Below are 25,132 nucleotides of genomic sequence, written 5' to 3'. Positions count from 1 at the left end.
CTGGCACTCTGGGCAGATGCGCATCTGGCCCGGTCGTCCCTATCCCCTCGGTGCCACGTTCGACGGCACCGGCACCAACTTCGCCCTGTTCTCCGGTGTCGCGGAGCGCGTGGAGCTGTGCCTGTTCGACCCCGACGGGACCGAGACCCGCGTCGACCTGCCCGAGGTCGACGCGTTCGTCTGGCACGGCTACGTGCCTGCGCTCCAGCCCGGCCAGCGGTACGGCTTCCGCGTGCACGGGCCGTACGACCCGGCGCAGGGCCACCGCTGCAACCCGAACAAGCTGCTGCTCGACCCGTACGCCAAGGCGATCGACGGCCAGATCGACGGGGACCCGTCGCTGTTCTCCTACCAGTTCGGCCAGGAGGACGCGCGCAACGACGACGACTCCGCCGCGCACACGATGACGTCGGTGGTCGTGAACCCGTTCTTCGACTGGGGCCACGACCACCCGCCGCAGCACGAGTACCACGACTCGGTCATCTACGAGGCGCACGTGCGCGGCCTGACGATGCAGCACCCGGGCATCCCCGAGGAGCTGCGCGGGACGTACGCGGGCCTCGCGCACCCCGCGATCGTGGAGCACCTCACGAGCCTCGGCGTCACGGCGATCGAGCTGATGCCCGTGCACCAGTTCGTCAACGACCCGGTCCTCGTCGACAAGGGCCTGTCGAACTACTGGGGCTACAACACGATCGGCTTCTTCGCGCCGCACAACGGCTTCGCGGCGTACGGCGGCGAGGGCCAGCAGGTCCAGGAGTTCAAGTCGATGGTCAAGGCGCTGCACGCCGCGAACATCGAGGTCATCCTCGACGTGGTCTACAACCACACCGCCGAGGGCAACCACCTGGGCCCGACGCTGTCGTTCCGCGGCATCGACAACGCGAGCTACTACCGGCTCGTCGACGAGGACCCCGCGCACTACTTCGACACCACGGGCACCGGGAACTCGCTGCTCATGCGCTCCCCGCACGTGCTGCAGCTGATCATGGACTCGCTGCGCTACTGGGTCACCGAGATGCACGTCGACGGCTTCCGGTTCGACCTCGCGGCGACCCTGGCGCGCCAGTTCCACGAGGTCGACCGCCTCTCGGCGTTCTTCGACATCGTCCAGCAGGACCCGATCATCTCCCAGGTCAAGCTCATCGCGGAGCCGTGGGACCTGGGTGACGGCGGCTACCAGGTCGGCGGGTTCCCCCCGCTGTGGTCGGAGTGGAACGGCAAGTACCGCGACACGGTGCGCGACTTCTGGCGCGGCGAGCCGTCGACGCTCGCGGAGTTCGCGAGCCGGCTGTCGGGCTCGTCGGACCTGTACGAGCACACCGGGCGTCGCCCGATCGCGTCGGTCAACTTCGTGATCGCGCACGACGGCTTCACGCTCGCCGACCTCGTCTCGTACAACGAGAAGCACAACGCGGCGAACGGCGAGGACAACAACGACGGCGAGAGCCACAACCGGTCCTGGAACTGCGGAGTCGAGGGCCCGACCGACGACCCGGACATCCTCAAGCTCCGCGGGCGCCAGCAGCGCAACGTGCTGGCGACGCTGCTGTTCTCCCAGGGCGTGCCGATGCTCGCGCACGGCGACGAGCTCGGGCGCACGCAGCAGGGCAACAACAACGTCTACTGCCAGGACAACGAGCTGTCCTGGGTCGACTGGGAGCTCGACGAGCCGCGTGAGGCCCTGCTCGAGTTCACGCGCCAGGTCGTGCACCTGCGCCGCGACCACCCCGTGCTGCGCCGGCGCCGGTTCTTCGAGGGCTCCGCGGAGCACGGCGGCGAGTCCGACCTGCACGACATCGCGTGGTTCGCGCCCGACGGCACCCACATGCGCGACGACGCCTGGCACGCCGAGCAGGCGCGCTCGGTCATGGTCTTCCTGAACGGCGAGGGCATCGAGGAGCCCGACCTGCGCGGGGAGCCGATCGTCGACGACAGCTTCCTCGTGCTGTACAACGCGCAGCCGACGAGGACGACCTTCACGCTGCCCCCGCTCGAGTACGGCGAGGAGTGGACGGCGGTGCTCGACACCGACACGACCGTGCAGCAGGGCGACACGTTCAAGGCGGGTGCGACGCTCGAGACCGAGCAGCGCTCGCTCGTCATGCTGACCCGGCCCCCCACGGCCCGGCCGCGCACGATCGCCGGGACGCCCGCGGCGGCACCTGGGGCGGGCGCGTGAGCGAGTCGCCCCGACCGGGGACACCGGCGCGCCGGCTCGTCGGCGAGGGTCACCCGGTCCCCGTGTCGACGTACCGGGTCCAGCTCGGCGAGGACCTCACGCTCGACGACGTCGCGCAGCGCGTGCCGTACCTGGCCGCGCTCGGCGTCACGCACGTGTACCTGTCGCCGATCCTGCGCGCCGCGCCGGGCTCGACGCACGGGTACGACGTCGTCGACCACGACGAGGTCTCCCCCGTGCTCGGCGGGCTGCCCGCGCTGCGCCGGCTCGCGGACACCGCGCACGGCGCCGGGCTCGGGCTCGTCCTCGACATCGTGCCGAACCACATGGCCGTCCCGACGCCCGTGTGGCACAACCGCGCGCTGTGGTCGGTGCTCGTCGACGGACCCGAGTCGCCGTTCGCGGCGTGGTTCGACGTCGACTGGGCCTCGGGTGACGGCGCCGTGCTCATGCCGGTGCTCGGCGACCGCATCGGGGCGGTCCTCGCCCGCGACGAGCTGTCGCTCGACGAGGTCGAGGTCCCTGGCACCGAGGGCACGACGACGGTCCTGCGGTACTTCGACCACGTGTTCCCGGTGCGTGCCGGCACGGAGGCCCTGCCCCTCGCCGAGCTGCTCGAGCGCCAGCACTACCGGCTCGCGTACTGGCGGGTCGCGGACGAGGAGCTCAACTACCGGCGGTTCTTCGACGTCGGGACGCTCGCGGCGATCCGCGTCGAGGACCCCGAGGTCTTCGACGCGACGCACCGGCTGATCCTCGACCTGCTCGCCGACGGCACGCTCGACGGCCTGCGGATCGACCACCCGGACGGCCTGGCCGACCCCGCGGGGTACCTGGCCCGGCTGCGCGAGCGCACGGACGGCGCGTGGGTCGTCGTCGAGAAGATCCTCCAGGGTGAGGAGGAGCTCCCGAACGACTGGGACACCGCGGGCACGACGGGCTACGAGGCGCTGTGGCGCATCCAGCAGACGTTCGTCGACCCGGGCGGCGCAGCCGTGCTGGGCGCGGCCATGCACCGCCTGACGAACGACACGTCCGACTCGCTGCCCTCGATCGTCGACGAGGCCAAGCGCGAGGTCGTCGACGGCGCGCTGTACGCGGAGGTGTTCCGCCTCACCGAGCTCGCCGCGGCGATCTGCCGCGAGGACCTGCGCCTGCGCGACCACACGTGGCGCGCGCTGCAGGACTGCCTCGTCGAGCTGCTCGTCGCCTTCGACCGGTACCGCGCGTACGTCATCCCGGGGGAGGCCGTGCACCCCGACTCGCTCGAGGCGATGGAGGCCGCCGCCGCGTCGGCCCGGGCCCGGCTCGCCCCCGAGCGCGCCGCGACGATGGACGTGCTCGTCGACCTGCTCCTCGGGCGCGAGGCGGGCAGCGCGGGCCGGACCCGCAGCCCGCGCCGCGACGAGCTCGTGGTCCGTTTCCAGCAGACGTGCGGCGCGGTCATGGCCAAGGGCGTCGAGGACACCGCGTTCTACCGCTGGACGCACCTGACCGGGCTGACCGAGGTCGGCGGCGAGCCGGACCGCTTCGCGCTGACGCCGACGGAGCTCGCGACGTGGGCGGCCCGCGCGCAGACGCACACCCCGCTCGGCATGACGACGCTCTCGACGCACGACACCAAGCGCAGCGAGGACACCCGCAACCGCCTCGGCGTGCTGAGCGAGCTGCCCGTGGAGTGGTCCGCACTGGTCGACCGGCTCCGCGCCGCGTCGGCCCCGTACCGCGGCGCGCTGCTCGACGGGCGCACCGAGAACCTGCTGTGGCAGACGCTCGCCGGGACGTGGACCCCCGAGGGCCCGCTCACCGCCGACCGGCTCACCGAGTACCTGACGAAGGCGATCCGCGAGGCCAAGAGCCGCACGACGTGGACCGAGCCCGACGCGGCGTACGAGGCGGCGGTGCTCGACATGGCCCAGCGCGTGCTGACCGACGACACGTGCGTCGACCTGCTCGCGCACTGGGAGCAGCGCACGCGGGGCGCGGTCCGGGCGGCGACGCTCGGCACCAAGCTCGTCCAGCTCACGCTCCCCGGCATCCCCGACGTCTACCAGGGCACCGAGGTGCCGTCGGTCGCGCTGGTCGACCCCGACAACCGCCGGCCCGTCGACACCGCGGCCCTCGAGGCCCGGCTCGCGCGGCTCGACGAGGGCGCCGGCCCCCGCGACCTCGCCGACGAGAAGCTGCTCGTGACGTCGCGCGCCCTGCGCGTGCGCCGCGACCTGCCCGAGGTGTTCACCGGTCCCGACGCCGGCTACCGCGCGCTCGCGCACTCCTCGGGCCACCTCGTGTCGTTCACCCGGACCGTCGCCGGCGTCCCGCGCGTCGTGACGCTGGCGACGCGCCTCGGCGTCGGCCTCGAGCGGCTCGGCGGGTGGGCGGACCACACGGTCGCGCTGCCCGACGGCACGTGGCACGACGTGCTCACCGGGCACGAGGTGGCGGGCGGCGTCCAGGAGGTCGCCCCGCTGCTCGACCGCTTCCCCGTGGCGCTCCTGGTCCGATCGGAGGGATGACCGTGCAGGCACGTGTGTGGGCACCGAGGGCGCGGGCGGTCGAGCTCGTGCTGGGTGACGAGCGCCGGTCGATGACCCGCGCGGACGACGACTGGTGGACTGCGGACGGGGACCTCGCCCCCGGCACCGACTACGCGTTCGCGGTCGACCGGGGCGACCCGGCCCCGGACCCGCGCAGCGCGTGGCAGCCCGCGGGCGTGCACGGCCCGAGCCGGGTGTTCGACGCGTCCGCGCACACGTGGCGCGACGCCGGCTGGTCCGGGGTCGACGTCCGCGGCGCGGTCGTCTACGAGCTGCACGTCGGCACGTTCACCCCCGAGGGCACGCTCGCCGCCGCCGCGCGCCGGCTCGAGCACCTGGTCTCCCTCGGCGTCGACGTGGTCGAGCTCATGCCGCTCGCCGCGTTCAACGGCGAGCACGGCTGGGGCTACGACGGCGTCGGCCTGTACAGCGTGCACGAGCCCTATGGCGGCCCGGCCGCGCTGCAGGAGTTCGTCGACGCCGCGCACGGGCTCGGGCTCGCGGTGTGCCTCGACGTCGTGCACAACCACCTCGGGCCGTCGGGCAACTACCTCGGTGTGTTCGGGCCGTACTTCACCGACGCGCACCAGACGCCGTGGGGCTCCGCGATCAACCTCGACGGCCGCGGCTCGCACGAGGTCCGCCGGTGGATCTGCGACAGCGCGCTGCGCTGGTTCACCGACTTCCACGTCGACGCGCTGCGGCTCGACGCGGTGCACGCGCTCGTCGACGACTCCCCCGTGCACCTGCTCGCCCAGCTCTCCGACGAGGTCGCTGCGCTGCAGGAGGAGCTCGGCCGGCCGCTGTCGCTCGTCGCCGAGACGGACCTCAACGACACCGTGTCCCTCACGCCGACGAGCCAGGGCGGCTGGGGCATGACCGCGCAGTGGGCCGACGACGTCCACCACGCCGTGCACGCGCTCGTGACCGGCGAGCGGCACGGCTACTACGTCGACTTCGGGACCCCCGAGGTCCTGCGCACCGCGCTCACCGAGGTGTTCGTGCACGCCGGCACGTACTCGACGTTCCGGGGCCGCGAGTGGGGCCGGCCGGTGCCGCCCGGCACGGACGGTCACCGCTTCGTCGTCTTCGCCTCCGACCACGACCAGGTCGGCAACCGCGCGCTCGGCGACCGGCCCTCGGAGCGGCTCGACCCGGGTGCGCTCGCGGCCGAGGCGGCGCTCGTGCTGCTGTCCCCGTTCACCCCGATGCTCTTCATGGGCGAGGAGTGGGGCGCACGCACGCCCTGGATGTACTTCACGGACCACCCGGAGCCGGACCTCGCGCAGGCCGTCCGCGAAGGTCGCCGCCGGGAGTTCGGCGGGCACGGCTGGACGGCGCTGTACGGCGGCGACGTCGAGGTGCCGGACCCCCAGTCCCCGAAGACCGTCGAGCGCAGCCGGCTCGACTGGACCGAGCCGTCCCGCGAGCCGCACGCCGAGCTGCTCGACTGGTACCGCGAGCTCGTGGCGCTCCGGCGCAGCGACCCCGACCTGGCGTCGGGCGACCTCACGGCGACGTCGGTCCGGTTCGAGGGGGACGACGCCCCGGACGCCGGCGCCGAGGTGGCGCACGACGCGTCCGACGAGCCGGTCGGCCCCTGGGAGGGCTGGCTCGTCGTGCACCGCGGGGGCGCCCGGGTGGCGGTCAACCTTGCGCACGCCGAGCGCACGGTCCCGCTGGGTGCGGGCGGACCGTTCACAGTCGCGGCCGCGTGGTCGCCCGCGACGCTCCTGCCGCCGGACGACGAGGACCCCACGACGCGGCTCGTGCTGCCCGCGCGCGGGGTCGCGGTGCTGACGACCGCCGTGGTGGACGCCGTCGACTGACGGCCCCGGGGCACCGCGTCGGCGCGGGGTCAGCCGCGCCCGAGCACCACGAGCGGTCCCTCGTCGGGCGTCGGCACCTCGAACCCGTCGACGTGGGCGCGGGCCAGCTCCGCGGGCACCACGACGTCGTCCGGGCCTGCGCCCGTGCGCGCCGCGAGCCGGCGCAGCACCTCCTCGCGCGGCGTCGCCAGGTGGTAGGTGACCGGCACGACGCCGACCGGTGCGACGAGCGCGCGGTAGGAGTCCCGCGACGCGCGCGACCAGAAGGACGTGTCGACCACGACGTCCCTCCCGGCCCGCACGTGCGCGACGAGGCGCGCCCGCAGCACGTCGTGGACGGCGGCCGCGACGTGCGCGGGCAGCGGGTGGTCCCGGTGCCCGCGGCGCCACGCCTCCTCGTCGAACGACAGCCGCACGAATCCGGCGCGCTCGAGCCGCCCGGCGAGCGTGCTCTTGCCCGAGCCGGCCGGCCCGCAGGCGAGCGCGACCCGGGCGGCGCGCCGCAGGGGCAGCGCGTGGTGGACGAGGCCGTCCGGACCCGGCCCCACGCGCACGAGCCCGGCGCGGCGCAGCCCCGGGTCGCAGGCGACGCCCAGCGACGGCGCGTTGTCCGCGTCGATCCGCAGCACCACGGTCGCCGCGTCCGTCGCCGCGCCCAGCCACGTGCACAGGAGCCCGACGGCCCGCGCTGCGTAGCCGCGCCCGCGGAACGCCGGGAAGACGCCGTAGGCGACGTTGACCGTGCCCGGGGGCAGGTCCGGCAGGGCCAGGTGCGCCTCGACCGTCCCCGCCAGCGCACCCGTCGCCCGGTCGACGATCCCGAGGTTCCGCCGCGGCCCGCCGTCGCGCCACTCGCGCTGGTTCCGCCCGATCCACTCCTGCGTGCGTGCGAGGTCGGACGTGTGGCCGTCGTTGAGCCAGCGGACCTGGTCCGGGTCGTCGCCGTCGACCATCGCCTGCGCGTCGGCGTCCCGCAGGCAGCGCAGGGTGAGCACGTCGTCGCCGAGCACGAGGTCACCCCGCAGGCCGGTGGCGTGCTCGGTGACGGTCACGACGCCATGCTCCCCGAGCAGCGCACGGGACGCCGAGCCGATTTCCGCCGGCGGCGCTCAGACCGCGGCGGTCGTCCGCCCGACCTCCGCGAGCGCGCCGAGCCGGGACAGCGCCCGGTAGTACTTCTTGCGGTAGCCGCCCGCGAGCATCTCCGGGGAGAACAGCTCGCCGGCGTGGCCGCCGCCCAGCAGGACGGGCACGTCGCGGTCGTAGAGCCGGTCGACGAGGACGACGAGCCGGAGCGCGACGTCCTGTCCCGGCACCGGTCGCACGCCGGTGAACCCGGCGAGCGTGACGCCGTCGAGGAGCGCGCCGTACCGGCTCGGGTGCACGGTCGCGAGGTGCTCGAGCAGCGCGTCGAACGCGTCGAGGCTCGCGCCGGGGACCCGCGCCGCCGCGCCCCGGACCGCGTCGTCGTCGAGCGGGTCGGTGTCGGTCACGACGGCTCGGTGCCGGTAGTCCTCGCCGTCGACCCGCAGGACCTCGAACCGGTCGGCGAGCGCCTGGATCTCGCGCAGGAAGTCCTCGGCGGCGAACCGGCCCTCGCCGAGCGACCCGGGGAGCGTGTTGGACGTGGCCGCGAGCGCCACCCCGCGGTCGGCGAGCTCGCGCAGGAGCCGGGACATCAGGACGGTGTCGCCCGGGTCGTCGAGCTCGAACTCGTCGATGCAGACGAGCCGGCGCTGCCCGAGCGCCTCGACGGTCGGCCCGAAGCCGAGCGCGCCGACGAGGTTGGTGTACTCGACGAACGTGCCGAACGCGGCGTGCTCGCCGTGCTCCTTCGCGAGCGAGGCGAGCAGGTGGGTCTTGCCGACGCCGAAGCCGCCGTCGAGGTAGACCGCGGGCGGTGCGGTGCGCCGCCCTGGCTTCCACCAGGGGCGATCGGTGCGCGCGCCGACCTCCCCCGCGACCTCCCGCAGCCGCGTGAGCACCCGCGCCTGGCTCGCGTGCGCGGGGTCGGGCCGGTAGGTGTCGAACGACTCGTCGGCGAAGTGGCGCGGCGGCACGAGCTCGGCGAGGAGCCGCTCGGTCGGCACCGCGGGCCGGCGGGACGTGAGGCTGGTCACGGCGGACGCCGGAGCGCGTGCGGCGCCGGGTGCCGGGGGTGCGGTGTCGTGCGCGGGGATGCTCATCACGTCCAGCGTACGGCGGGCCGCGGGACGTCGCCGCGCAGGGCGGACGTGCTGGTGAGCGGGCGATCGGGGCCTCGGACGCCCGTCCTGGTCCGCATGACGACATCCGCCGTCCCGCATCGCGACCATCGCGTCTCATCCAGTGGTCACGCCCTCCCCTGATCGGGTTACGTCGGTCATCCTCGTCAGGTGCTGAAGTCGCCGATGTGTCCCTGCTGTCGCCCCTGTGGCGGCGCTGCGGACCTGCGCACCTTCTGCTGCTGTCCGCGGATCGCCTGAGTCGACCCGTCCTTTTCTGTGCCGGGCGCTCGTCCCGTCCCGGCACCCCGTCCCCAGCGACGGCAGGACGTGGCCCGCGCGCCCACGATCCCCGGAGGTAGCGCCCGATGGCGCAGACTCGGATCGCCCCGCCGGCGACCAAGAACGAGGGCCAGTGGGCCTTCGACCAGCGCGAGCCGCTCAACGCGAACGAGCAGTTCAAGCAGGACGACGACGGCCTGAACGTCCGCCGGCGCATCGAAGAGGTCTACTCGCGCGAGGGCTTCGCCTCGATCCCCGGCCAGGACCTGCGCGGGCGCATGCGCTGGTGGGGCCTGTACACGCAGCGCAAGCCCGGCATCGACGGCGGCAAGACCGCCACGCTCGAGCCGCACGAGCTCGACGACGAGTACTTCATGCTGCGCGTCCGCTGCGACGGCGGGCGGCTCTCGCTCGCCCAGCTGCGCACGGTCGGCGAGCTGTCGACCGAGTTCGGGCGCGGCACCGCCGACATCACCGACCGGCAGAACATCCAGCTCCACTGGGTCCGCATCGAGGACGTCCCGGAGATCTGGCGCCGCCTCGAGGCCGTCGGGCTCACGACCCAGGAGGCGTGCGGCGACGTGCCCCGCGTCATCCTCGGGTCCCCCGTCGCGGGCGTCGCGGCCGACGAGATCATCGACGGCACGCCCGCGATCGACCTCATCCAGAGCCAGTACATCGGCGACCCGGCGTACTCGAACCTGCCGCGCAAGTTCAAGACCGCGATCAGCGGCTCACCGCACCACGACGTCGTGCACGAGATCAACGACGTGTCGTTCGTCGGCGTCGTGCACCCCGAGCTCGGTGCGGGCTTCGACCTGTGGGTCGGCGGGGCGCTCGCGGCGAACCCGATGCTCGCCAAGCGCCTCGGGGCGTTCGTCCCGCTCGAGGACGTCCCCGACGTGTGGGCCGGCGTCGTCGGCATCTTCCGCGACTACGGCTACCGCCGGCTGCGCAACCGCGCGCGCCTGAAGTTCCTCATGGCCGACTGGGGCCCGCAGGTCTTCCGCGACGTGCTGGAGCAGGAGTACCTCGGCCGCCGGCTCGCCGACGGGCCCGAGCCCGCCGCTCCCCCGCTCGGGCGCCGCGACCACGTCGGCGTGCACCCGCAGGTCGACGGCCTCTTCTACGTCGGCGCGGCCCCGAGCGTCGGACGGATCAGCGGCCCGCTGCTGACCGAGATCGCCGACCTCGTCGAGCAGGCCGGCAGCGGCCGGGTGCGGCTGACCGTCGAGCAGAAGCTCGTCGTGCTCGACGTCGCCGCCGAGCGGGTCGACGCCCTTGTCGCCGGCCTCGAGGCGCTCGGGCTCCAGGTGCGCAGCGCGTCCACGTTCCGCCGGGGCACCATGGCGTGCACCGGGATCGAGTTCTGCAAGCTCGCGATCGTCGAGACCAAGGCGCGCGGCGCGGCGCTCGTCGACGAGCTCGAGCGCCGGCTGCCGACGTTCGAGCACCCGCTGACGATCAACCTCAACGGCTGCCCGAACTCGTGCGCCCGCATCCAGGTCGCCGACATCGGCCTCAAGGGCGCGCTCGCGGGCGGCGAGGAGGGCTACCAGGTCCACCTCGGGGGGAGCCTGGGCGTCGACAGCCACCTCGGACGCACGCTGCGCGGGCTGCGGATCGCGGCCGAGGACCTGCCCGACTACGTCGAGCGCGTCGCGACCCGCTTCGACCACGCGCGTCTCGAGGGCGAGTCCTTCGCCGAGTGGGCGCTGCGCGCGGACGAGGCGGACCTGCGATGAGCGAGGCCGACTCCGGGCACGTGACGCCGTACTACTGCCCGTTCTGCGCGGGCGAGGACCTGCGGCCCGCCGGTCCGCGCGGCGGCGAGTGGGAGTGCCGGGGGTGCACCCGGGTGTTCAGCGTGAAGTTCCTCGGACTGGTGGTGGGGTCATGAGCACGGTCGTGCACGACAAGGACGCGCTGCGCACGCTCGCCGAGCGCGCTGGTGCCGAGCTCGAGGGCGCCCACCCGCTCGAGATCCTCTCCTGGGCGGGCGAGACGTTCGGCGGTGACCTCGTGGTCGCCTCGTCGATGGGCGACGAGGTGCTCGTGCACCTCGCGAGCCGCGCGGTGCCGGGCGTCGACGTGATCTTCCTCGACACCGGGTACCACTTCGCCGAGACCATCGGGACGCGCGACGCGTTCGCCGAGACCACGGACATCCGGCTGCGGACGATCCTTCCGCTGCGCACCGTCGCCGAGCAGGACGCGGAGCACGGACCCCGCCTGCACGACCGCGACCCGAACCTGTGCTGCGCGCTGCGCAAGGTCGAGCCGCTCGAGCGCGGGCTCGCGCCGTACGGCGCCTGGGTCACCGGGATGCGCCGCGAGGACGCCCCGACCCGCACCGACATCACGGTGATCGGCTGGGACGCCAAGCGGGACAAGGTCAAGCTCAACCCGCTCGCCGCATGGACGCAGGACGAGGTCGACGCGTACGCGACCGAGCACCAGGTGCTGCTCAACCCCCTGCGCCAGCTCGGCTACGCGTCGATCGGGTGCGCGCCGTGCACGCGCCCGGTCGCGCCGGGTGAGGACCCCCGCGCCGGACGCTGGTCGGGGAAGGACAAGACGGAATGCGGGCTGCACACATGAGCACGGACGTGACCACGACAGCGCCGGCGCCCGCCGTCGCCGCCCTCGCGCGCCCCCTGACCCAGCTCGAGGCGCTCGAGTCGGAGGCGATCCACATCTTCCGGGAGGTCGCCGGGGAGTTCGAGCGCCCGGTGCTGCTGTTCAGCGGCGGCAAGGACTCGATCGTCATGCTGCACCTCGCGCGCAAGGCCTTCTGGCCCGCCGCGGTGCCGTTCGCGATCATGCACGTCGACACCGGGCACAACTTCCCCGAGGTCATCGACTACCGCGACGCGGTCGTGGCCGAGCACCGGCTGCGCCTGGTCGTCGCGAGCGTGCAGGACGCGATCGACTCCGGCGCCGTGCGGGAGCGCCCCGACGGCTCGCGCAACGCGCTCCAGACCGTCCCGCTGCTCGACGGCATCACCGCGCACGGCTTCGACGCCGTGTTCGGCGGTGGGCGCCGCGACGAGGAGAAGGCCCGGGCCAAGGAGCGCGTGTTCAGCCTGCGCGACGAGTTCGGCCAGTGGGACCCGCGCCGCCAGCGCCCCGAGCTGTGGGACCTGTACAACGGCCGGCACGCGAAGGGCGAGCACGTGCGCGTGTTCCCGCTCTCGAACTGGACCGAGCTCGACGTGTGGCGCTACATCGAGCGCGAGGGGATCCCGCTCCCGGAGATCTACTACGCGCACGAGCGCGAGGTGTTCCAGCGCGACGGCATGTGGCTCGCGCCGGGCGACTGGGGCGGTCCGCGCGGCGACGAGGTCGTCGAGCGGCGCCGGGTCCGGTACCGCACGGTCGGCGACATGAGCTGCACCGGGGCGGTCGAGTCCGACGCGGTGACGGTCGCCGACGTGATCGCCGAGGTCGCGGTGAGCCGGCTCACCGAGCGCGGCGCGACGCGCGCCGACGACCGGGCGTCGGAGGCCGCGATGGAGGACCGCAAGCGCGAGGGCTACTTCTGATGGGGACGACGATGACGCAGCAGGACCAGGACGAGCGCGCCGCCCCCGCGACCGGGCTCCCGGCGGGGCACGGGCCCTCGACGCACCACGAGCGCGAGCTGCTCCGGCTCGCGACCGCGGGCTCGGTCGACGACGGGAAGAGCACGCTGATCGGGCGCCTGCTCTACGACACGAAGTCGGTGCTCGCCGACCAGCTCGCCGCCGTCGAGCGCGCGAGCCAGGCGCGCGGCGGTGAGGTCGTCGACCTCGCGCTGCTCACCGACGGCCTGCGCGCCGAGCGCGAGCAGGGCATCACGATCGACGTCGCCTACCGGTACTTCTCGACCGCGACGCGCGCGTTCGTGCTCGCGGACACCCCCGGCCACGTGCAGTACACGCGCAACATGGTCACGGGCGCCTCGACCGCCGAGCTGGCCATCGTGCTCGTCGACGCGCGCAAGGGCGTGCTCGAGCAGACCCGGCGGCACGCGACGATCGCGGCGCTCCTCGGCGTCCCGCACGTCGTGCTCGCGGTCAACAAGATGGACCTCGTCGGCTTCGACGAGGCGACGTTCACCGGGATCGCCGACGAGTTCACGCTCTACGCCGCCGGCCTCGGCGTGCACGACGTCCAGGCGATCCCGCTCTCGGCGCTCGCGGGCGACAACGTCGTGGACCGCTCGGTGCGCACGCCCTGGTACGCCGGGCCGACGCTGCTCGAGCACCTCGAGGCCGTCCCGGTCGACCGCGACCCGACGACCGAGCCGCTGCGCTTCCCGGTGCAGTACGTGATCCGGCCGCAGACGCCCGAGCACCCCGACTACCGCGGCTACGCGGGGCGGATCGCGTCGGGGGTCGTGCGGGTCGGCGACGACGTCGTGGTGCTGCCCTCGGGCCGGCGCACGAGGGTCGTCGGCATCGACACGTTCGACGGGGAGCTCGACGTCGCGCACGCGCCGCAGTCCGTGACGCTGCGCCTCGCCGACGACGTCGACATCTCCCGCGGCGACGTGCTCGCCCCGGCCGAGGGCGCCCCGGTCACCGGCGCGGACCTCACTGGGACGCTGTGCTGGCTCGCCGACGCGCCGTCCGTCCCCGGCGCGCGCGTGCTCGTGCGCTCGGGCACCCGGACCGTCCGGGCGATCCTGCGCACGGTCGACTCCCGACTGCACATCGACACCCTGACCGTCGAGCCGGGCGTCGACCGCCTCGCGCTCAACGACATCGGCACGGTGCAGCTGCGCCTCGCCGAGCCCATCGTGCTCGACGACTACGCCGAGCACCGCCGCACGGGCGCGTTCCTGCTCGTCGACCCCGCCGACGGCACGACGCTCGCGGCCGGGATGGTCGGCCCCTCGACCGTCGTCGGGCTCGCCGGCGCGGAGGAGCGATGTCGCGCGCTCTGAGCTGAGCGCCCGCGTCATCCCCTCGCCCCGAAGGACACCCCTGCCATGACCGCCCTCCGACGTGCCCGTCGTACCCACCGCACCCGCGCCCTCGTGGCGTCCGCCGCCCTCGTCGCCGTCCTCGCCGCGTGCTCGTCCGCCGGCGGCGCCGAGACGCCCGACGCCTCGGCCGTCACCGCGGGCGGCGACGCCGAGGCCCCCGAGCTGCGGCTCGGGTACTTCGCGAACATCACGCACGCCACGCCCCTCGTCGGGGTCGCGGACGGCACGTTCGCCGAGGCGCTCGGCGACACCGAGCTGCGCACCGACATCTTCAACGCGGGTCCGGCCGCGGTCGAGGCCCTGTTCAGCGGCGGCCTCGACGCGACCTACATCGGCCCCAACCCGGCGATCAACGCGTTCGCGAAGTCCGACGGCGAGGCCATCCGGATCGTCGGCGGCGCGACGTCGGGCGGCGCCCAGCTCGTCGTGCGCGAGGGCATCGACGACGTCGAGGACCTGCGCGGCGCGACGCTCGCCACGCCCCAGCTCGGCAACACCCAGGACGTCGCGCTGCGCGCCTGGCTGCTCGAGGAGGGCCTGGAGACGTCCGTGACCGGCGGCCAGAACGACGTCGAGATCACCCCGCAGGAGAACGCCCAGACGCTCGACCTGTTCAAGCAGGGCTCGCTCGACGGTGCGTGGCTGCCCGAGCCGTGGGCCTCGCGCCTCGTCCTCGAGGGCGGCGCGAAGGTCCTGCTCGACGAGAAGGAGCTGTGGCCCGAGGGCGACTACGTCACGACGCACCTCATCGTCCGCACCGAGTTCCTCGAGCAGTACCCGGGCACCGTGAAGAAGCTCCTCGAGGCGCAGGTCACCGCCAACGAGTGGATCGCGGCGAACCCCGAGGAGGCCGCGACGGTCGCCAACACCGCGATCGGGGAGCTCACGGGCAAGCAGCTCGGCGAGGACGTCCTCGCGCGCGCCTGGCCGAACCTGCGCATCACGAACGACCCGATCGCGTCCTCGCTCCAGCTCTCGGCGGACCACGCCGCGTCGGTGGGCGTCTCCGACGAGGTCGAGCTCGACGGCATCTACGACCTGTCCCTCCTCAACGCGGTCCTCACCGAGCGCGGCCAGACCGCCGTCTCGGCCGCAGGGCTCGGGACGGAGTAGCGATGACGAGCGTCTCGACCGCCGCGGCGGCCACCACCGAAGATCCCGTGGGCACGTCGGCGCACGCCGCCACGCCCGCCGCCGTGCGCCTGCAGGGCGTCTCCAAGCACTTCGGCGACGCCAGCCGCCCGCCCGTGCTCGACCGGATCGACCTCACCGTCGCTCCCGGCGAGTTCGTCTGCCTGCTCGGCGCCTCCGGGTGCGGCAAGTCGACGCTGCTGTCGCTCGTGGCCGGGCTCGACGCCCCGAGCGACGGCACGGTCGAGGTCCCCGACGGCCGGCCCGCGCTCATGTTCCAGGAGCCCGCGCTCTACCCGTGGCTCACCGCGGGCCAGAACGTCGAGCTCGCGCTGCGGCTGCGGGGCGTCGGGCGCCGGGCCCGGCGGGCCGAGGCGGACCGCCTGCTCGCGCTCGTGCACCTCGAGGACTCGCACGCCAAGCGCGTGCACGAGCTCTCGGGCGGCATGCGCCAGCGCGTCGCGCTCGCCCGGGCGCTCGCGCAGCAGGGGCGCGTCCTGCTCATGGACGAGCCGTTCGCGGCGCTCGACGCGATCACGCGGGACGTGATGCACGACGAGCTCACCCGCATCTGGCGCGAGACGGGGCTGTCGGTCGTCTTCGTGACCCACAACGTGCGCGAGGCGGTCCGGCTCGGCCAGCGCGTCGTGCTGCTGTCGTCGCGCCCGGGCCGCATCGTGCGGGAGTGGGCGGTCGAGCTGCCGCACCCGCGCCGCATCGAGGACGCGGGCGTCGCGGAGCTCTCCGTCGAGATCACCGACCACCTCCGACAGGAGATCTCCCGCCATGGCCGCTGACACGACGCACACCGCGTCCCCGGTCGACGCCCGCGCCCTCGAGGCGGGCCTCGACGCGCTCGAGACCGCCGTCGTCGCGCCGCGGCGCAGCGCCTGGAGCACCGCCTGGTCGGCGTTCTGGCCGACCGCGCTCGCGCTCGGGGTCTTCGTCGCGGTCTGGCAGGTCGTGTACCTCGCCAGGGTCAAGCCGGAGTACGCGCTGCCGGGCCCGGCGGACGTCGCCGCGACGTTCGTCGGCATCCTCCAGGACGGCACCGCGCTCAAGGCCAGCGCGCTGAGCCTGCAGCGCGGCGGCCTCGGGTTCGTCGTGTCCGTCGTGGTCGGCGTGGTGCTTGGGGTCGCGATGGCGACGATCCCGCTGCTGCGCCGGGCGATCGGCCCCATGATCACGGGCCTGCAGTCGCTCCCGTCCATCGCCTGGGTGCCGGCAGCGGTCATCTGGTTCGGGCTGAGCAACACGACGATCTTCGCGGTCGTGCTGCTCGGTGCCGTCCCGTCGATCGTCAACGGCCTGCTCACCGGGGTGGACCAGGTCCCGCCGCTGTTCCTGCGGGTCGGGCGGGTGCTCGGCGCGCAGGGCTGGGACCGCATCCGGTTCGTGCTCCTGCCCGCGGCGCTCCCGGGCTTCCTCGGCGGGCTCAAGCAGGGCTGGGCGTTCGCGTGGCGCTCGCTCATGGCCGCCGAGCTCATCACGAACGCCCCGCGCCTCGGCACGGGCCTCGGCCAGGTCCTCGACCTCGGGCGCACGCTCAGCGACATGTCGCTGGTGATCGCGGCGATCTTCCTCATCTTCGCCGTCGGCATCGCGATCGAGCTCCTGGTCTTCTCCCCGCTCGAGCGGCGCGTGCTGCACGCGCGGGGTTTGACCGGCCTGGCAGGCCAGTGACAGGGTCCGCTCCTGTGCGGCTCCCCCTCCTGCTCGACGTCCGTGACCGGCTCGTCCTCGTCGTCGGGGGCGGGCCGGTCGCGGCTCGTCGCGCCGCCGGGCTCGTCGAGGCCGGTGCACGGGTGCGGGTCGTCGCGCCCGAGGTCGTCGACGAGCTCGCGGACCTCGCCGCCCGGGGAGCCGTGACGCACGAGGCCCGGCGCTACGCCGCGGGCGACCTCGAGGGCGCGTGGCTGGCGTACACCGCGACGGGGCACCCCGAGACGGACGCCCGCGTCGCAGCCGACGCCGAGGACGCCCGCGTCTGGTGCTCGAAGGGCGGTGACCCCGCAGCGTCCCGCGCGTGGACCCCGTCGGTGGCCCGGGCCGGGGACGTGACCGTCGCCGTCGGTGCGGGCGGGGACCCCCGTCGCGCGGCTGCCCTCAAGGACGCCGTCGCGCTGCTGCTCGACACCGGCGCGCTGCCCGTGCGCCGTCACCGGCCCGGCCCCGGCTCCGTCGCGCTCGTCGGCGGCGGGCCCGGCGCACGCGACCTCATCACGACGCGCGGGCGCCGGCTGCTCGCGGAGGCCGACGTCGTCGTCGTCGACCGGCTCGCACCGCGCGAGCTGCTCGACGAGCTCGACCCCGACGTCGAGGTCGTCGAGGCCGGCAAGACCGCGCACCGGCACACGCTGACCCAGGACCAGATCAACGCGGTCCTCGTCGAGCGGGCGCTCGCGGGCCGGCGGGTCGTCCGGCTCAAGGGCGGCGACCCGTTCGTGCTCGGCCGGGGCAGCGAGGAGGTCCTCGCGTGCGTCGCTGCCGGTGTCCCCGTCGAGGTCGTGCCGGGCGTCACGAGCGCGATCGCCGTCCCGGGTGCCGCGGGGATCCCGGTCACGCACCGCGGGCTCTCGCGGCAGGTGACCATCGCCTCGGCGCACGAGGCGCAGCCGGACTGGGGCTCGCTCGCGGCGCTCGAGGGCACGCTCGTCCTGCTCATGGGCGTCGGCCAGCTGCGCGACCAGGCCGCGCGCCTCGTCGAGCACGGCAAGGACGCGTCGACGCCCGTCGCCATCGTCGAGCGCGGGACGACGCCCGAGCAGCGCACCACCCGCGGCACCCTCGCCGACATCGCGGACGCCGCGGACGCGGCGGGCGTGCGCTCCCCCGCGGTCATCGTCATCGGCGAGGTCGCCGGCCTCGTGCTCGACGCCGCGCCCGACGCCGTGCCGGGCGCGCCGGAGACCGGCCGCGGCACGGCCGGCGCCGGGTCGGAGGTGCCGGACGCCCTCGATCCGGCGCGCGCCGAGCCGTCGCGGGTCGAACCGTCGGGCGCCGAGCCGGGCGCGCCCGCAGACTGACGCCGTGCCCGCACCCACGTTCGACGTCCTCCTGCCGCTCGCCCGAGCGGGTGAGCGCCTCCTGTCCGACCCCGACGAGTGCGCGCTGCTCGACCTCTACGCGCACCCCGACCCGGCACCGGGCCGGCGCAGCTGCGTCCGGGCCGCGATGGTCTCGACGCTCGACGGCTCCGCGACCGGACCTGACGGCCGCTCGGGCACGATCAACAACGCCGCGGACCACCGGGCGTTCGTCGTCCAGCGCGCCGTCGCGGACGTGCTGCTCGTGGGAGCCGGCACCGCACGCGCCGAGGGGTACCGCGAGTTGCCGCTCCCCGAGCCGCTGCGCGCGGCCCGGGTGCGCCGCGGGCAGTCCCCGGACGTCGCGCTCGCGCTCGTCTCACGCTCGGGAAGGATCCCCGAGGACCTGCTGCACTCGGCGTCCGCCCCGCTCGTCGTCACCTCGGCCGACAGCCCCGGGCTCGCGGCGCTGCGCGCGTCGGTCGGCGACGACCGGGTGGTCGTGGCCGGCGACGAGGACGTGGACCTCGCCCGTGCGCTCGACGGCCTGGCGGAGCGCGGGCTCGTGCGGGTGCTGGCCGAGGGTGGTCCGCACCTGCTGGCCGACCTCGTCGCGGCCGGCCTCGTCGACGAGCTGTGCCTCACCTCGAGCCCGGTGCTGGTCGGGGGCCCCGGTCCGCGCGTCCTCGACTCGGGCACGTGGCTGCCGGCCGCCGTCGGGGCGACGCCGTTGCACCTGCTGCACTCGGACGGCGTGCTCGTGGGCCGCTGGACGCTCGCGGCGCCGGGCCGCGCACTAGGCTCCCCCGCGTGACTGACACGATCCTGGTCCTGACCGAGGACACGCTCGCCTCCGCCGACGTCGCGCACATCGTGTCGCTGCACGAGGGCGAGACGCTCGCGTACCGCGTCCTCGTGCCTGCCGACACCGAGCGCAACCTGCTCGTCTCGCTCATCGACCAGCTCAGCCTGGGCGAGCTGCGCGGGGCCCTCGACACGGTCCGCGGGCGCGAGCCCGAGCCGCGCGTCGCACGCGCGACCGCCGCCGACCAGCTCGCGGAGAGCCTCGCCGCGTTCGAGGAGGCGGGTCGCGACGCCGCAGGCGAGGTCGTGTCCGACGACCCGCTGCCCGCGCTCCGCGCCGCGATCGCGCAGGGCCCGGTCCGCGAGGTCGTCGTCGTCACCTACCCGCACGCGGTCGAGGACACCTTCCACCGCGACTGGGCGTCCCGTGCGCGCGAGGAGCTCGACGTCCCCGTCCTGCACCTGTACTCGGGGACCAGCGAGCTCGGCTGACCGCCGACCTGCCGGCTCCACCCCGTCCCGCACACGACGACGCCGGGCCCCCGACGAGGGGGCCCGGCGTCGTCGCGTCGTGCGTGCGCGCCCGGGCGGCAGCCCGGTGCGGCTCAGGACCCGGAGCGGCGCACCAGCGGGCCGATCAGAACCCTGTGCCCGTCAGCTCCGGGTAGTGGGTCCGGAACTTGCGCACCTGGTTGACCAGCGCGAGCGTCACGTACGCGACCCGCTTGGGACCGGCGTCCTGCGCGTACCGCAGCGGGTGCGCGACGGCGCCCGCCTTGATCAGGCCCTTGACCTTCGCCGCGAGGGCCGGGTCCGCGACGTACTTGAGCAGCAGCCGGTGCGGGACGATCGCGTAGAGGATCTCCTTCTCGACCACGACCGGCTCGACGGCACGGCCCTCGACGCGGTCCTCGACGAGGAAGCGCACCGGGTTCGCCCCGGCCGCCGTCACGTAGTAGTTGTTGCGGCCGATGCGCGGGTTGACCTCGAAGAAGCGGTACGACCCGTCACGCGGGTCCACCTTGACGTCGAAGTTGGCGAAGCCGACGTAGCCGGTCTCGGTGAGGAAGCGCCGGGCCTGGTCGAGCATCGGGTCGATGCGCGTCGTGATCATCGCCGCGGGGTTCCCGAGGCCCGACGGCGTGTGCTCCTCGAGGAGCACGTGCGCCGAGCACAGCAGCGTGATCTGACCCCGGCTGTCGACGTACGCGGTGATCGAGCGCATCTGCGTGTCGTCGCCCGGGATCAGCTCCTGGACCACGAACCTGCCGCGGAAGCCGGCACCGGCGAGCGAGACCCAGAGCTGGTCGAGCTCGGCGGGCTCGGTGATCTCGAAGACCTTCTTCTTGCCCTCGAACTCGACGTCCTGGTAGTCCGCGCTGCTCGCCGCCTTCGCGATGAGCGGGTACGTGATGCCGGCCGGGACGGGCACGGGCTGCCACCCGGGCTCACCGGCACGGGCGAAGTCCTGCACCACGGTGCGGGGCACCGAGATGCCGATCCGCTCGCAGATCTCCGCGAACGTCGCCTTGTCGGAGATCTGGTCGAGCAGCTCCGCGCTGAGGAACGGCACGACGTAGTACGGCTCGAGCTCGGTGCGGTGCTGCACGACGACGCGGACCAGCCAGTCCGAGTTCGCCATGAGCACGAGCCGCCGGCCCGCGAGGCCGCGCGCGACCTCGACGAGCTTGTCGACCAGCTGGCGCGGGTCGTGGCCGTCGGCGACGAGCACGTTGTCGACGATGCGCGAGTCGGCGACGGGCCCGAGCGCGGCGCCGCTCACGACGATCGAGCGGACGCCGTAGGCCTCGTGGAACGCGCGCGCGAGGGCGTAGACGCCGATGTCGGCGCCGAGGATGACCGGCTGCAGCGGGCCGGTCGACGCCGTGGTGGCGGCGACCGGCTCGCGGGCGGTGTCGCTCACGCGGGGGTCTCGGTGCGGTCGCGGGTCCACTCGGTGTGGAAGGTGCCCTCGCGGTCGGTGCGCTGGTAGGTGTGGGCGCCGAAGAAGTCGCGCTGGGCCTGGATGAGGTTGGCGGGCAGCCGCTCGGCGCGGACCCCGTCGTAGTACGCGAGCGAGGAGGAGAACGCCGGGGTCGGCACGCCCGCGAACGCGGCGGCGGCCACGATCCGGCGCCAGGCGGCCACGCCGTTGCCGACCGCGCCGACGAAGTAGGGGTCGGCGAGCAGGAGCGGCAGGTTCGCGTCGCGTTCGTAGGCCTCGGTGATCCGGTTGAGGAACCGGGCCCGGATGATGCACCCGCCCCGCCAGATCCGGGCCATGGCGCCGCGGTCGATGCCCCACCCGAACTGCTCGGACGCCGCCGCGATCTGGTCGAAGCCCTGCGAGTACGCGACGACCTTGGAGGCGTACAGGGCCAGGCGCACGTCCTCGATGAACGCGTCCCGGTCGGTGACCTCGAACGGCTCGGCGTGCCCGACCAGGGTGCCGGCGGCGGCGGTGCGCTGCGGGACCGACCCCGACAACGCCCGGGCGAACGTGGCCTCCGCGATGCCGGTGATCGGGACCCCCAGGTCGAGGGCGTTCTGCACGGTCCAGCGCCCGGTGCCCTTCTGCTCCGCGCGGTCGAGGACCACGTCGACGAACGCCTGACCCGTGGCCGCGTCGGTGTGGGTGAGCACCTCGGCGGTGATCTCGATCAGGAACGACTCCAGGTCCCCTTCGTTCCAGGTCCGGAAGATCTCCCCGATCTGCGCGGCCGAGGCGCCCAGGCCCTGCTTGAGCAGGTCGTAGGCCTCCGCGATGAGCTGCATGTCGGCGTACTCGATGCCGTTGTGCACCATCTTCACGAAGTGCCCCGCACCCTCCGGCCCCACATACGTGCAGCACGGCACCCCATCGACCTTCGCGGCGATGTCCTCCAGGATCGGGCCCAGCACCGCATAGGACTCCCGCGACCCGCCCGGCATGATCGACGGGCCCAGCAGCGCGCCCTCCTCCCCGCCGGAGACCCCGGACCCGACGAAGTGCAGGCCGTGGGCCTTGAGCTCGCCCTCCCGGCGCACCGTGTCCGGGAAGTGGGCGTTGCCCGCGTCGATCACGATGTCCCCCGCCTCCAGGAGCGGGACCAGCTCGGCGATCACCGCGTCGGTGGCCGGACCGGCCTTGACCATGACCACCACCTTGCGCGGACGGGCCAGCGAGGCCACGAAGTCCGCCATCGACTCCGAGGCCACGAACGTCCCCTCGTCCCCGTGCTCGGCGACCAGCGACTCGGTCTTGGCCCAGGACCGGTTGTGCACCGCGACCGTGTACCCGTGCCGCGCGAAGTTCCGCGCCAGGTTCCGACCCATCACAGCCAGACCCGTCACACCGATCTGAGCAGTTCCTTCTACGGACATACGCGCGGTACTCCTTCGTCGGGGGGCGCCCGGGCCGGGAGGTGCACTCCGAACGGGCGGGCCGGTTTGTGCTGATGCGCCGGTCAGCCTAGTGGCGCAACGACACGCGCGACGCGGCGTGCCGAACGGCAAGACCGGACCCCCGCACGTAGTCTCGCTCGCGTGACACCAGCCGGTTCAGGGCCCGCTCCACCGGAGTTCCTGCGCGCACTTCGATCGCTCCGTGACGTGCAGCTACGACCCGAGATCCGCCTCGAGGAGGTGCCCGGTCCGGCGCGCATCGCCCCCTGGACGGCGGCCCTCACGGCCGAGGTGCGCGCGAGCCGGCGCGACCCCGACGCGGTCGAGCTGGCCTCCGGTCGGTTCGTCGTGCTGCACGACCCCGAGGGCCAGGAGGCGTGGCACGGGACGTTCCGCCTCGTGACGCTCGTGCGCGCGACGCTCGAGCCCGAGGTCGGCGCCGACCCGATGCTCGCCGAGGTCGCCTGGAGCTGGTTCGCGGACGCGCTCGCGAGCGCCGGGCTCGACGCGCACGCCGCGGGCGGGACCGTCACGCGCGTGCTGTCGCAGAGCTTCGGCGCGCTCGACGAGCGGCCGGAGCAGGTCGAGCTCGAGGTGCGGGCGAGCTGGACGGCGCGCGACGAGGACCTGGGCCCGCACCTGCGGGCGTGGGGCACGCTGCTGTGCACGACGGCGGGGCTCCCGCCGCTCCCCGCGGGCGTCGTCCCGCTCCCGAGGCGTCGATGACACGCCGCCGGAACAAGTAGCCCCGCCGAACCGCTCAAGGTGGGGGATGGTGCGGCCGATGGTCTTGTACGTGCCGGAAACATCCCCGGGGAGACCTACGTGAGCATCGAGCCGTTGCGCCGCACCGCGCCCACCCTGCGGGGTGTGCAGCCGCGTGCCGGAGAGCGCGCATCCCTCGTCAGCGCCGACCGCGCTGCCGGCGCGCCCGCCCAGCGGCGCGCCCTCGGCCAGATGTGCGTGGTCGTGTCCGACCTCGCCGACGGTGACGGACAGGTCCTCGTCCGCAACCTGCGGCGCCGCGGGTCCGGCCGGGTCATCCTGCTGGCCCGGCGCGCGAGCCGGCGCGAGCTCGTCGGCCTCCTCGCGGGGGGCCTGCGCGGCGCCGTCGCGTCCGAGGCGCACACGACGCTGACCCAGGTCCCGCCGCCCGCGCAGTTCGTGCGGGACCGCCCCGAGCTCACCGCACGCGAGCTCGGTGTCCTCAAGCTCGTCGCGGACGGCTGCAGCAACCGCCGGATCGGCGAGCTGCTCGGCCTGTCCGCCCTGACGGTCAAGAGCCACCTCGCGCGCATCTCCCGCAAGCTCGGCACCGGCGACCGCGCCGCGCTCGTCGCGATCTCGATCCGGACGGGCCTGCTCGACTGAGAGCGCGTCCGCACGTGCCCGCCCCTGCGGCGGTCCCGTGAGCGACCCCACACCACCTCGGCCCCGTCCGGCTGCGCGCGCCAGCGCGGCGGCGGGCCGCGGAACCCCTACGGTGGAGGTCATGCTTCCCGATCGACCGTCCGGCGACCCTGCGGTGCAGGTCCCCGCCGACGACGCCGTCGACGTGGCCGTGCCCGAGGTACCGGTCGTCGTCGCACTCACCGAACCCCGCGAGGGCGTCCCCCCGGTCGTCGAGACCCCGGAGGAGCTCGCGCGCGTCGTGTCGCTCTTCGAGGCCGGCACCGGGCCGGTCGCGGTCGACGCCGAGCGCGCCTCCGGGTACCGCTACGGCCAGCGGACCTACCTCGTGCAGGTGCGCCGCGAGGGTGCGGGCACCGCGCTCATCGACCCGATCGCGCTGCCGGACCTGTCGTCGCTGTCGCGCGCGCTCGTCGGGGTCGAGTGGGTGCTGCACGCAGCGTCGCAGGACCTGCCGGGGCTCGCCGAGCAGGGCATGACGCCCACCCGGATCTTCGACACCGAGCTCGGCGCCCGCCTGCTCGGGCTCGAGCGCGTCGGCCTGGCGGCCGTCGTGGCGGAGCTGCTCGGCCTCGGCCTGGCCAAGGAGCACTCGGCGGTCGACTGGTCGACGCGCCCGCTGCCGGGCGAGTGGCTGCGCTACGCCGCGCTCGACGTCGAGGTGCTCGTGGAGCTGCGCGCGGTCCTCGCCGAGCGTCTGGCCGTCGCCGGCAAGGCCGAGTGGGCCGCGCAGGAGTTCGAGGCCGTGCGCCTCGCTCCCCCGCCGCCCCCGCGCGTCGAGCCGTGGCGCCGCGTCTCGGGGCTGCACGCGGTGCGCGACGCGCGGCGGCTCGCAGTCGTCCGCTCGCTGTGGACCACGCGCGACGACAACGCGCGCCAGCGGGACATCTCCCCCGGGCGCGTGCTCCCCGACCACGCGATCGTCGCGGCCGCCCAGGCGCTCCCCCGGTCGGTCCCCCAGCTCGTGGCGCTGCCGGCGTTCTCGGGCAAGGGCACCCGGCGCCGCGCCGCGCTGTGGCAGCACGCGATCGACGAGGCCCTCGCTCTCCCCGAGACGGAGCTGCCCTCGGTCCGCGGGCCCAAGAGCGACGCTCCGCCGCCGCCGCGCGCGTGGGCCGACCGGGACCCCGCGGCCGCGGCCCGCCTCACGGCGGCGCGCGACGTGATGACGGCGCTCTCGGCCGAGGTGGACGTCCCGGCGGAGAACCTGCTCCAGCCCGACCTCCTGCGCCGCCTGTGCTGGTCGCCGCCCCCGACGCTCGACGCGGTGGCGCTGGCCGAGGCCCTGCGGTCCGGCGGTGCGCGCGAGTGGCAGGTCGAGCTCGCCGTCCCGCGGCTCGTGGAGGCGTTCGCGGCGGCGGCGGCCTGACC

At 74.4% G+C, this 25,132-nt stretch carries 21 protein-coding genes; 17 read left to right on the top strand and 4 right to left on the bottom strand.

Features of this window, described 5'->3' with window-relative positions; genetic code table 11:
• The first annotated feature begins 16 nt into the window (after positions 1-16).
• The 3 genes from glgX to treZ are packed head-to-tail and all read left to right on the top strand — an operon-like array spanning position 17 to position 6,548.
• A complete protein-coding gene (gene glgX / locus NXY84_RS10520; protein ID WP_258727018.1) occupies positions 17-2,182 on the top strand; it encodes a glycogen debranching protein GlgX in 2,166 nt (721 codons plus the stop codon).
• Positions 2,179-4,698: a malto-oligosyltrehalose synthase gene (gene treY, locus NXY84_RS10515; RefSeq protein ID WP_258727017.1), complete on the top strand. Its 2,520-nt coding sequence runs from the start codon at positions 2,179-2,181 to the stop codon at positions 4,696-4,698. Before glgX ends, treY begins: the two co-directional genes overlap by 4 nt.
• Entirely contained in the window at positions 4,695-6,548 is a 1,854-nt protein-coding gene (treZ, locus tag NXY84_RS10510) for a malto-oligosyltrehalose trehalohydrolase (RefSeq protein WP_258727016.1), read from the top strand. The genes treY and treZ overlap by 4 nt, the downstream gene beginning before the upstream one ends.
• A 29-nt stretch (positions 6,549-6,577) precedes the next feature.
• Here the strand turns inward: treZ and NXY84_RS10505 are convergent, their stop codons facing one another.
• Both NXY84_RS10505 and zapE read right to left on the bottom strand, forming a co-directional pair.
• Positions 6,578-7,600: a GNAT family N-acetyltransferase gene (locus tag NXY84_RS10505; protein ID WP_258727015.1), complete on the bottom strand. Its 1,023-nt coding sequence runs from the start codon at positions 7,598-7,600 to the stop codon at positions 6,578-6,580.
• Between the two features lie 57 nt (positions 7,601-7,657).
• A complete protein-coding gene (zapE, locus tag NXY84_RS10500; RefSeq protein ID WP_258727014.1) occupies positions 7,658-8,734 on the bottom strand; it encodes a cell division protein ZapE in 1,077 nt (358 codons plus the stop codon).
• 386 nt (positions 8,735-9,120) lie between these two features.
• On the opposite strand from zapE, the gene NXY84_RS10495 reads away from it, so the two are divergent.
• From NXY84_RS10495 to NXY84_RS10445, 11 genes are read left to right on the top strand one after another with little or no spacing between them, the layout of a single operon-like run.
• On the top strand, positions 9,121-10,779 hold the full coding sequence (locus NXY84_RS10495; RefSeq protein ID WP_258727013.1) for a nitrite/sulfite reductase: 1,659 nt from the start codon (positions 9,121-9,123) through the stop codon (positions 10,777-10,779).
• The gene (locus NXY84_RS10490; protein WP_258727012.1) at positions 10,776-10,934 is read left to right on the top strand and encodes a hypothetical protein; all 159 of its coding nucleotides are present in this window, start codon (positions 10,776-10,778) and stop codon (positions 10,932-10,934) included. Before NXY84_RS10495 ends, NXY84_RS10490 begins: the two co-directional genes overlap by 4 nt.
• On the top strand, positions 10,931-11,635 hold the full coding sequence (locus NXY84_RS10485) for a phosphoadenylyl-sulfate reductase (protein WP_258727011.1): 705 nt from the start codon (positions 10,931-10,933) through the stop codon (positions 11,633-11,635). The genes NXY84_RS10490 and NXY84_RS10485 overlap by 4 nt, the downstream gene beginning before the upstream one ends.
• Complete coding sequence (gene cysD / locus NXY84_RS10480; protein WP_258727010.1) at positions 11,632-12,579, top strand: sulfate adenylyltransferase subunit CysD; 948 nt, start codon at positions 11,632-11,634, stop codon at positions 12,577-12,579. Before NXY84_RS10485 ends, cysD begins: the two co-directional genes overlap by 4 nt.
• 11 nt (positions 12,580-12,590) lie before the next feature.
• Entirely contained in the window at positions 12,591-13,964 is a 1,374-nt protein-coding gene (locus tag NXY84_RS10475) for a sulfate adenylyltransferase subunit 1 (RefSeq protein ID WP_258727009.1), read from the top strand.
• A gap of 45 nt (positions 13,965-14,009) precedes the next feature.
• A complete protein-coding gene (locus NXY84_RS10470) occupies positions 14,010-15,119 on the top strand; it encodes an ABC transporter substrate-binding protein (protein ID WP_258727008.1) in 1,110 nt (369 codons plus the stop codon).
• A gap of 2 nt (positions 15,120-15,121) precedes the next feature.
• Positions 15,122-15,934 carry an ABC transporter ATP-binding protein gene (locus tag NXY84_RS10465; RefSeq protein ID WP_258727007.1) on the top strand — a complete coding sequence of 271 codons (813 nt, stop codon included), beginning with the start codon at positions 15,122-15,124 and terminating at the stop codon, positions 15,932-15,934.
• Positions 15,924-16,820 (top strand): ABC transporter permease, encoded by an 897-nt coding sequence (locus NXY84_RS10460; protein ID WP_258727006.1) that lies wholly within the window; start codon positions 15,924-15,926, stop codon positions 16,818-16,820. The genes NXY84_RS10465 and NXY84_RS10460 overlap by 11 nt, the downstream gene beginning before the upstream one ends.
• A 14-nt stretch (positions 16,821-16,834) precedes the next feature.
• Positions 16,835-18,163 carry a uroporphyrinogen-III C-methyltransferase gene (cobA, locus tag NXY84_RS10455; protein WP_258727005.1) on the top strand — a complete coding sequence of 443 codons (1,329 nt, stop codon included), beginning with the start codon at positions 16,835-16,837 and terminating at the stop codon, positions 18,161-18,163.
• A gap of 4 nt (positions 18,164-18,167) precedes the next feature.
• Positions 18,168-18,977: a dihydrofolate reductase family protein gene (locus tag NXY84_RS10450; protein ID WP_258727004.1), complete on the top strand. Its 810-nt coding sequence runs from the start codon at positions 18,168-18,170 to the stop codon at positions 18,975-18,977.
• A complete protein-coding gene (locus NXY84_RS10445; RefSeq protein WP_258727003.1) occupies positions 18,974-19,459 on the top strand; it encodes a hypothetical protein in 486 nt (161 codons plus the stop codon). Before NXY84_RS10450 ends, NXY84_RS10445 begins: the two co-directional genes overlap by 4 nt.
• A 145-nt stretch (positions 19,460-19,604) precedes the next feature.
• On the opposite strand, the gene NXY84_RS10440 is transcribed toward NXY84_RS10445, so the two are convergent.
• Together NXY84_RS10440 and gndA are read right to left on the bottom strand one after the other, a co-directional pair.
• On the bottom strand, positions 19,605-20,891 hold the full coding sequence (locus NXY84_RS10440) for a hypothetical protein (RefSeq protein WP_258727002.1): 1,287 nt from the start codon (positions 20,889-20,891) through the stop codon (positions 19,605-19,607).
• The gene (gene gndA / locus NXY84_RS10435) at positions 20,888-22,330 is read right to left on the bottom strand and encodes an NADP-dependent phosphogluconate dehydrogenase (protein WP_258727001.1); all 1,443 of its coding nucleotides are present in this window, start codon (positions 22,328-22,330) and stop codon (positions 20,888-20,890) included. Before gndA ends, NXY84_RS10440 begins: the two co-directional genes overlap by 4 nt.
• Positions 22,331-22,492: 162 nt before the next feature.
• Here gndA and NXY84_RS10430 point away from each other — a divergent pair, with 162 nt between their 5' ends.
• The 3 genes from NXY84_RS10430 to NXY84_RS10420 all read left to right on the top strand — a co-directional run bounded on the left by NXY84_RS10430 (position 22,493) and on the right by NXY84_RS10420 (position 25,130).
• Positions 22,493-23,077 carry a DUF3000 domain-containing protein gene (locus NXY84_RS10430; protein WP_034627900.1) on the top strand — a complete coding sequence of 195 codons (585 nt, stop codon included), beginning with the start codon at positions 22,493-22,495 and terminating at the stop codon, positions 23,075-23,077.
• 99 nt (positions 23,078-23,176) lie between these two features.
• The gene (locus tag NXY84_RS10425; protein ID WP_258727000.1) at positions 23,177-23,722 is read left to right on the top strand and encodes a helix-turn-helix transcriptional regulator; all 546 of its coding nucleotides are present in this window, start codon (positions 23,177-23,179) and stop codon (positions 23,720-23,722) included.
• 121 nt (positions 23,723-23,843) lie between these two features.
• Complete coding sequence (locus tag NXY84_RS10420) at positions 23,844-25,130, top strand: HRDC domain-containing protein (protein WP_258726999.1); 1,287 nt, start codon at positions 23,844-23,846, stop codon at positions 25,128-25,130.
• Positions 25,131-25,132 lie beyond the last annotated feature (2 nt).

The sequence above is a fragment of the Cellulomonas sp. NS3 genome (assembly GCF_024757985.1).
Lineage (GTDB): Bacteria > Actinomycetota > Actinomycetes > Actinomycetales > Cellulomonadaceae > Cellulomonas_A.
The sequence above is the reverse complement of the archived record's forward strand: the minus strand, read 5'-3'. Positions and strand labels throughout refer to the sequence as shown.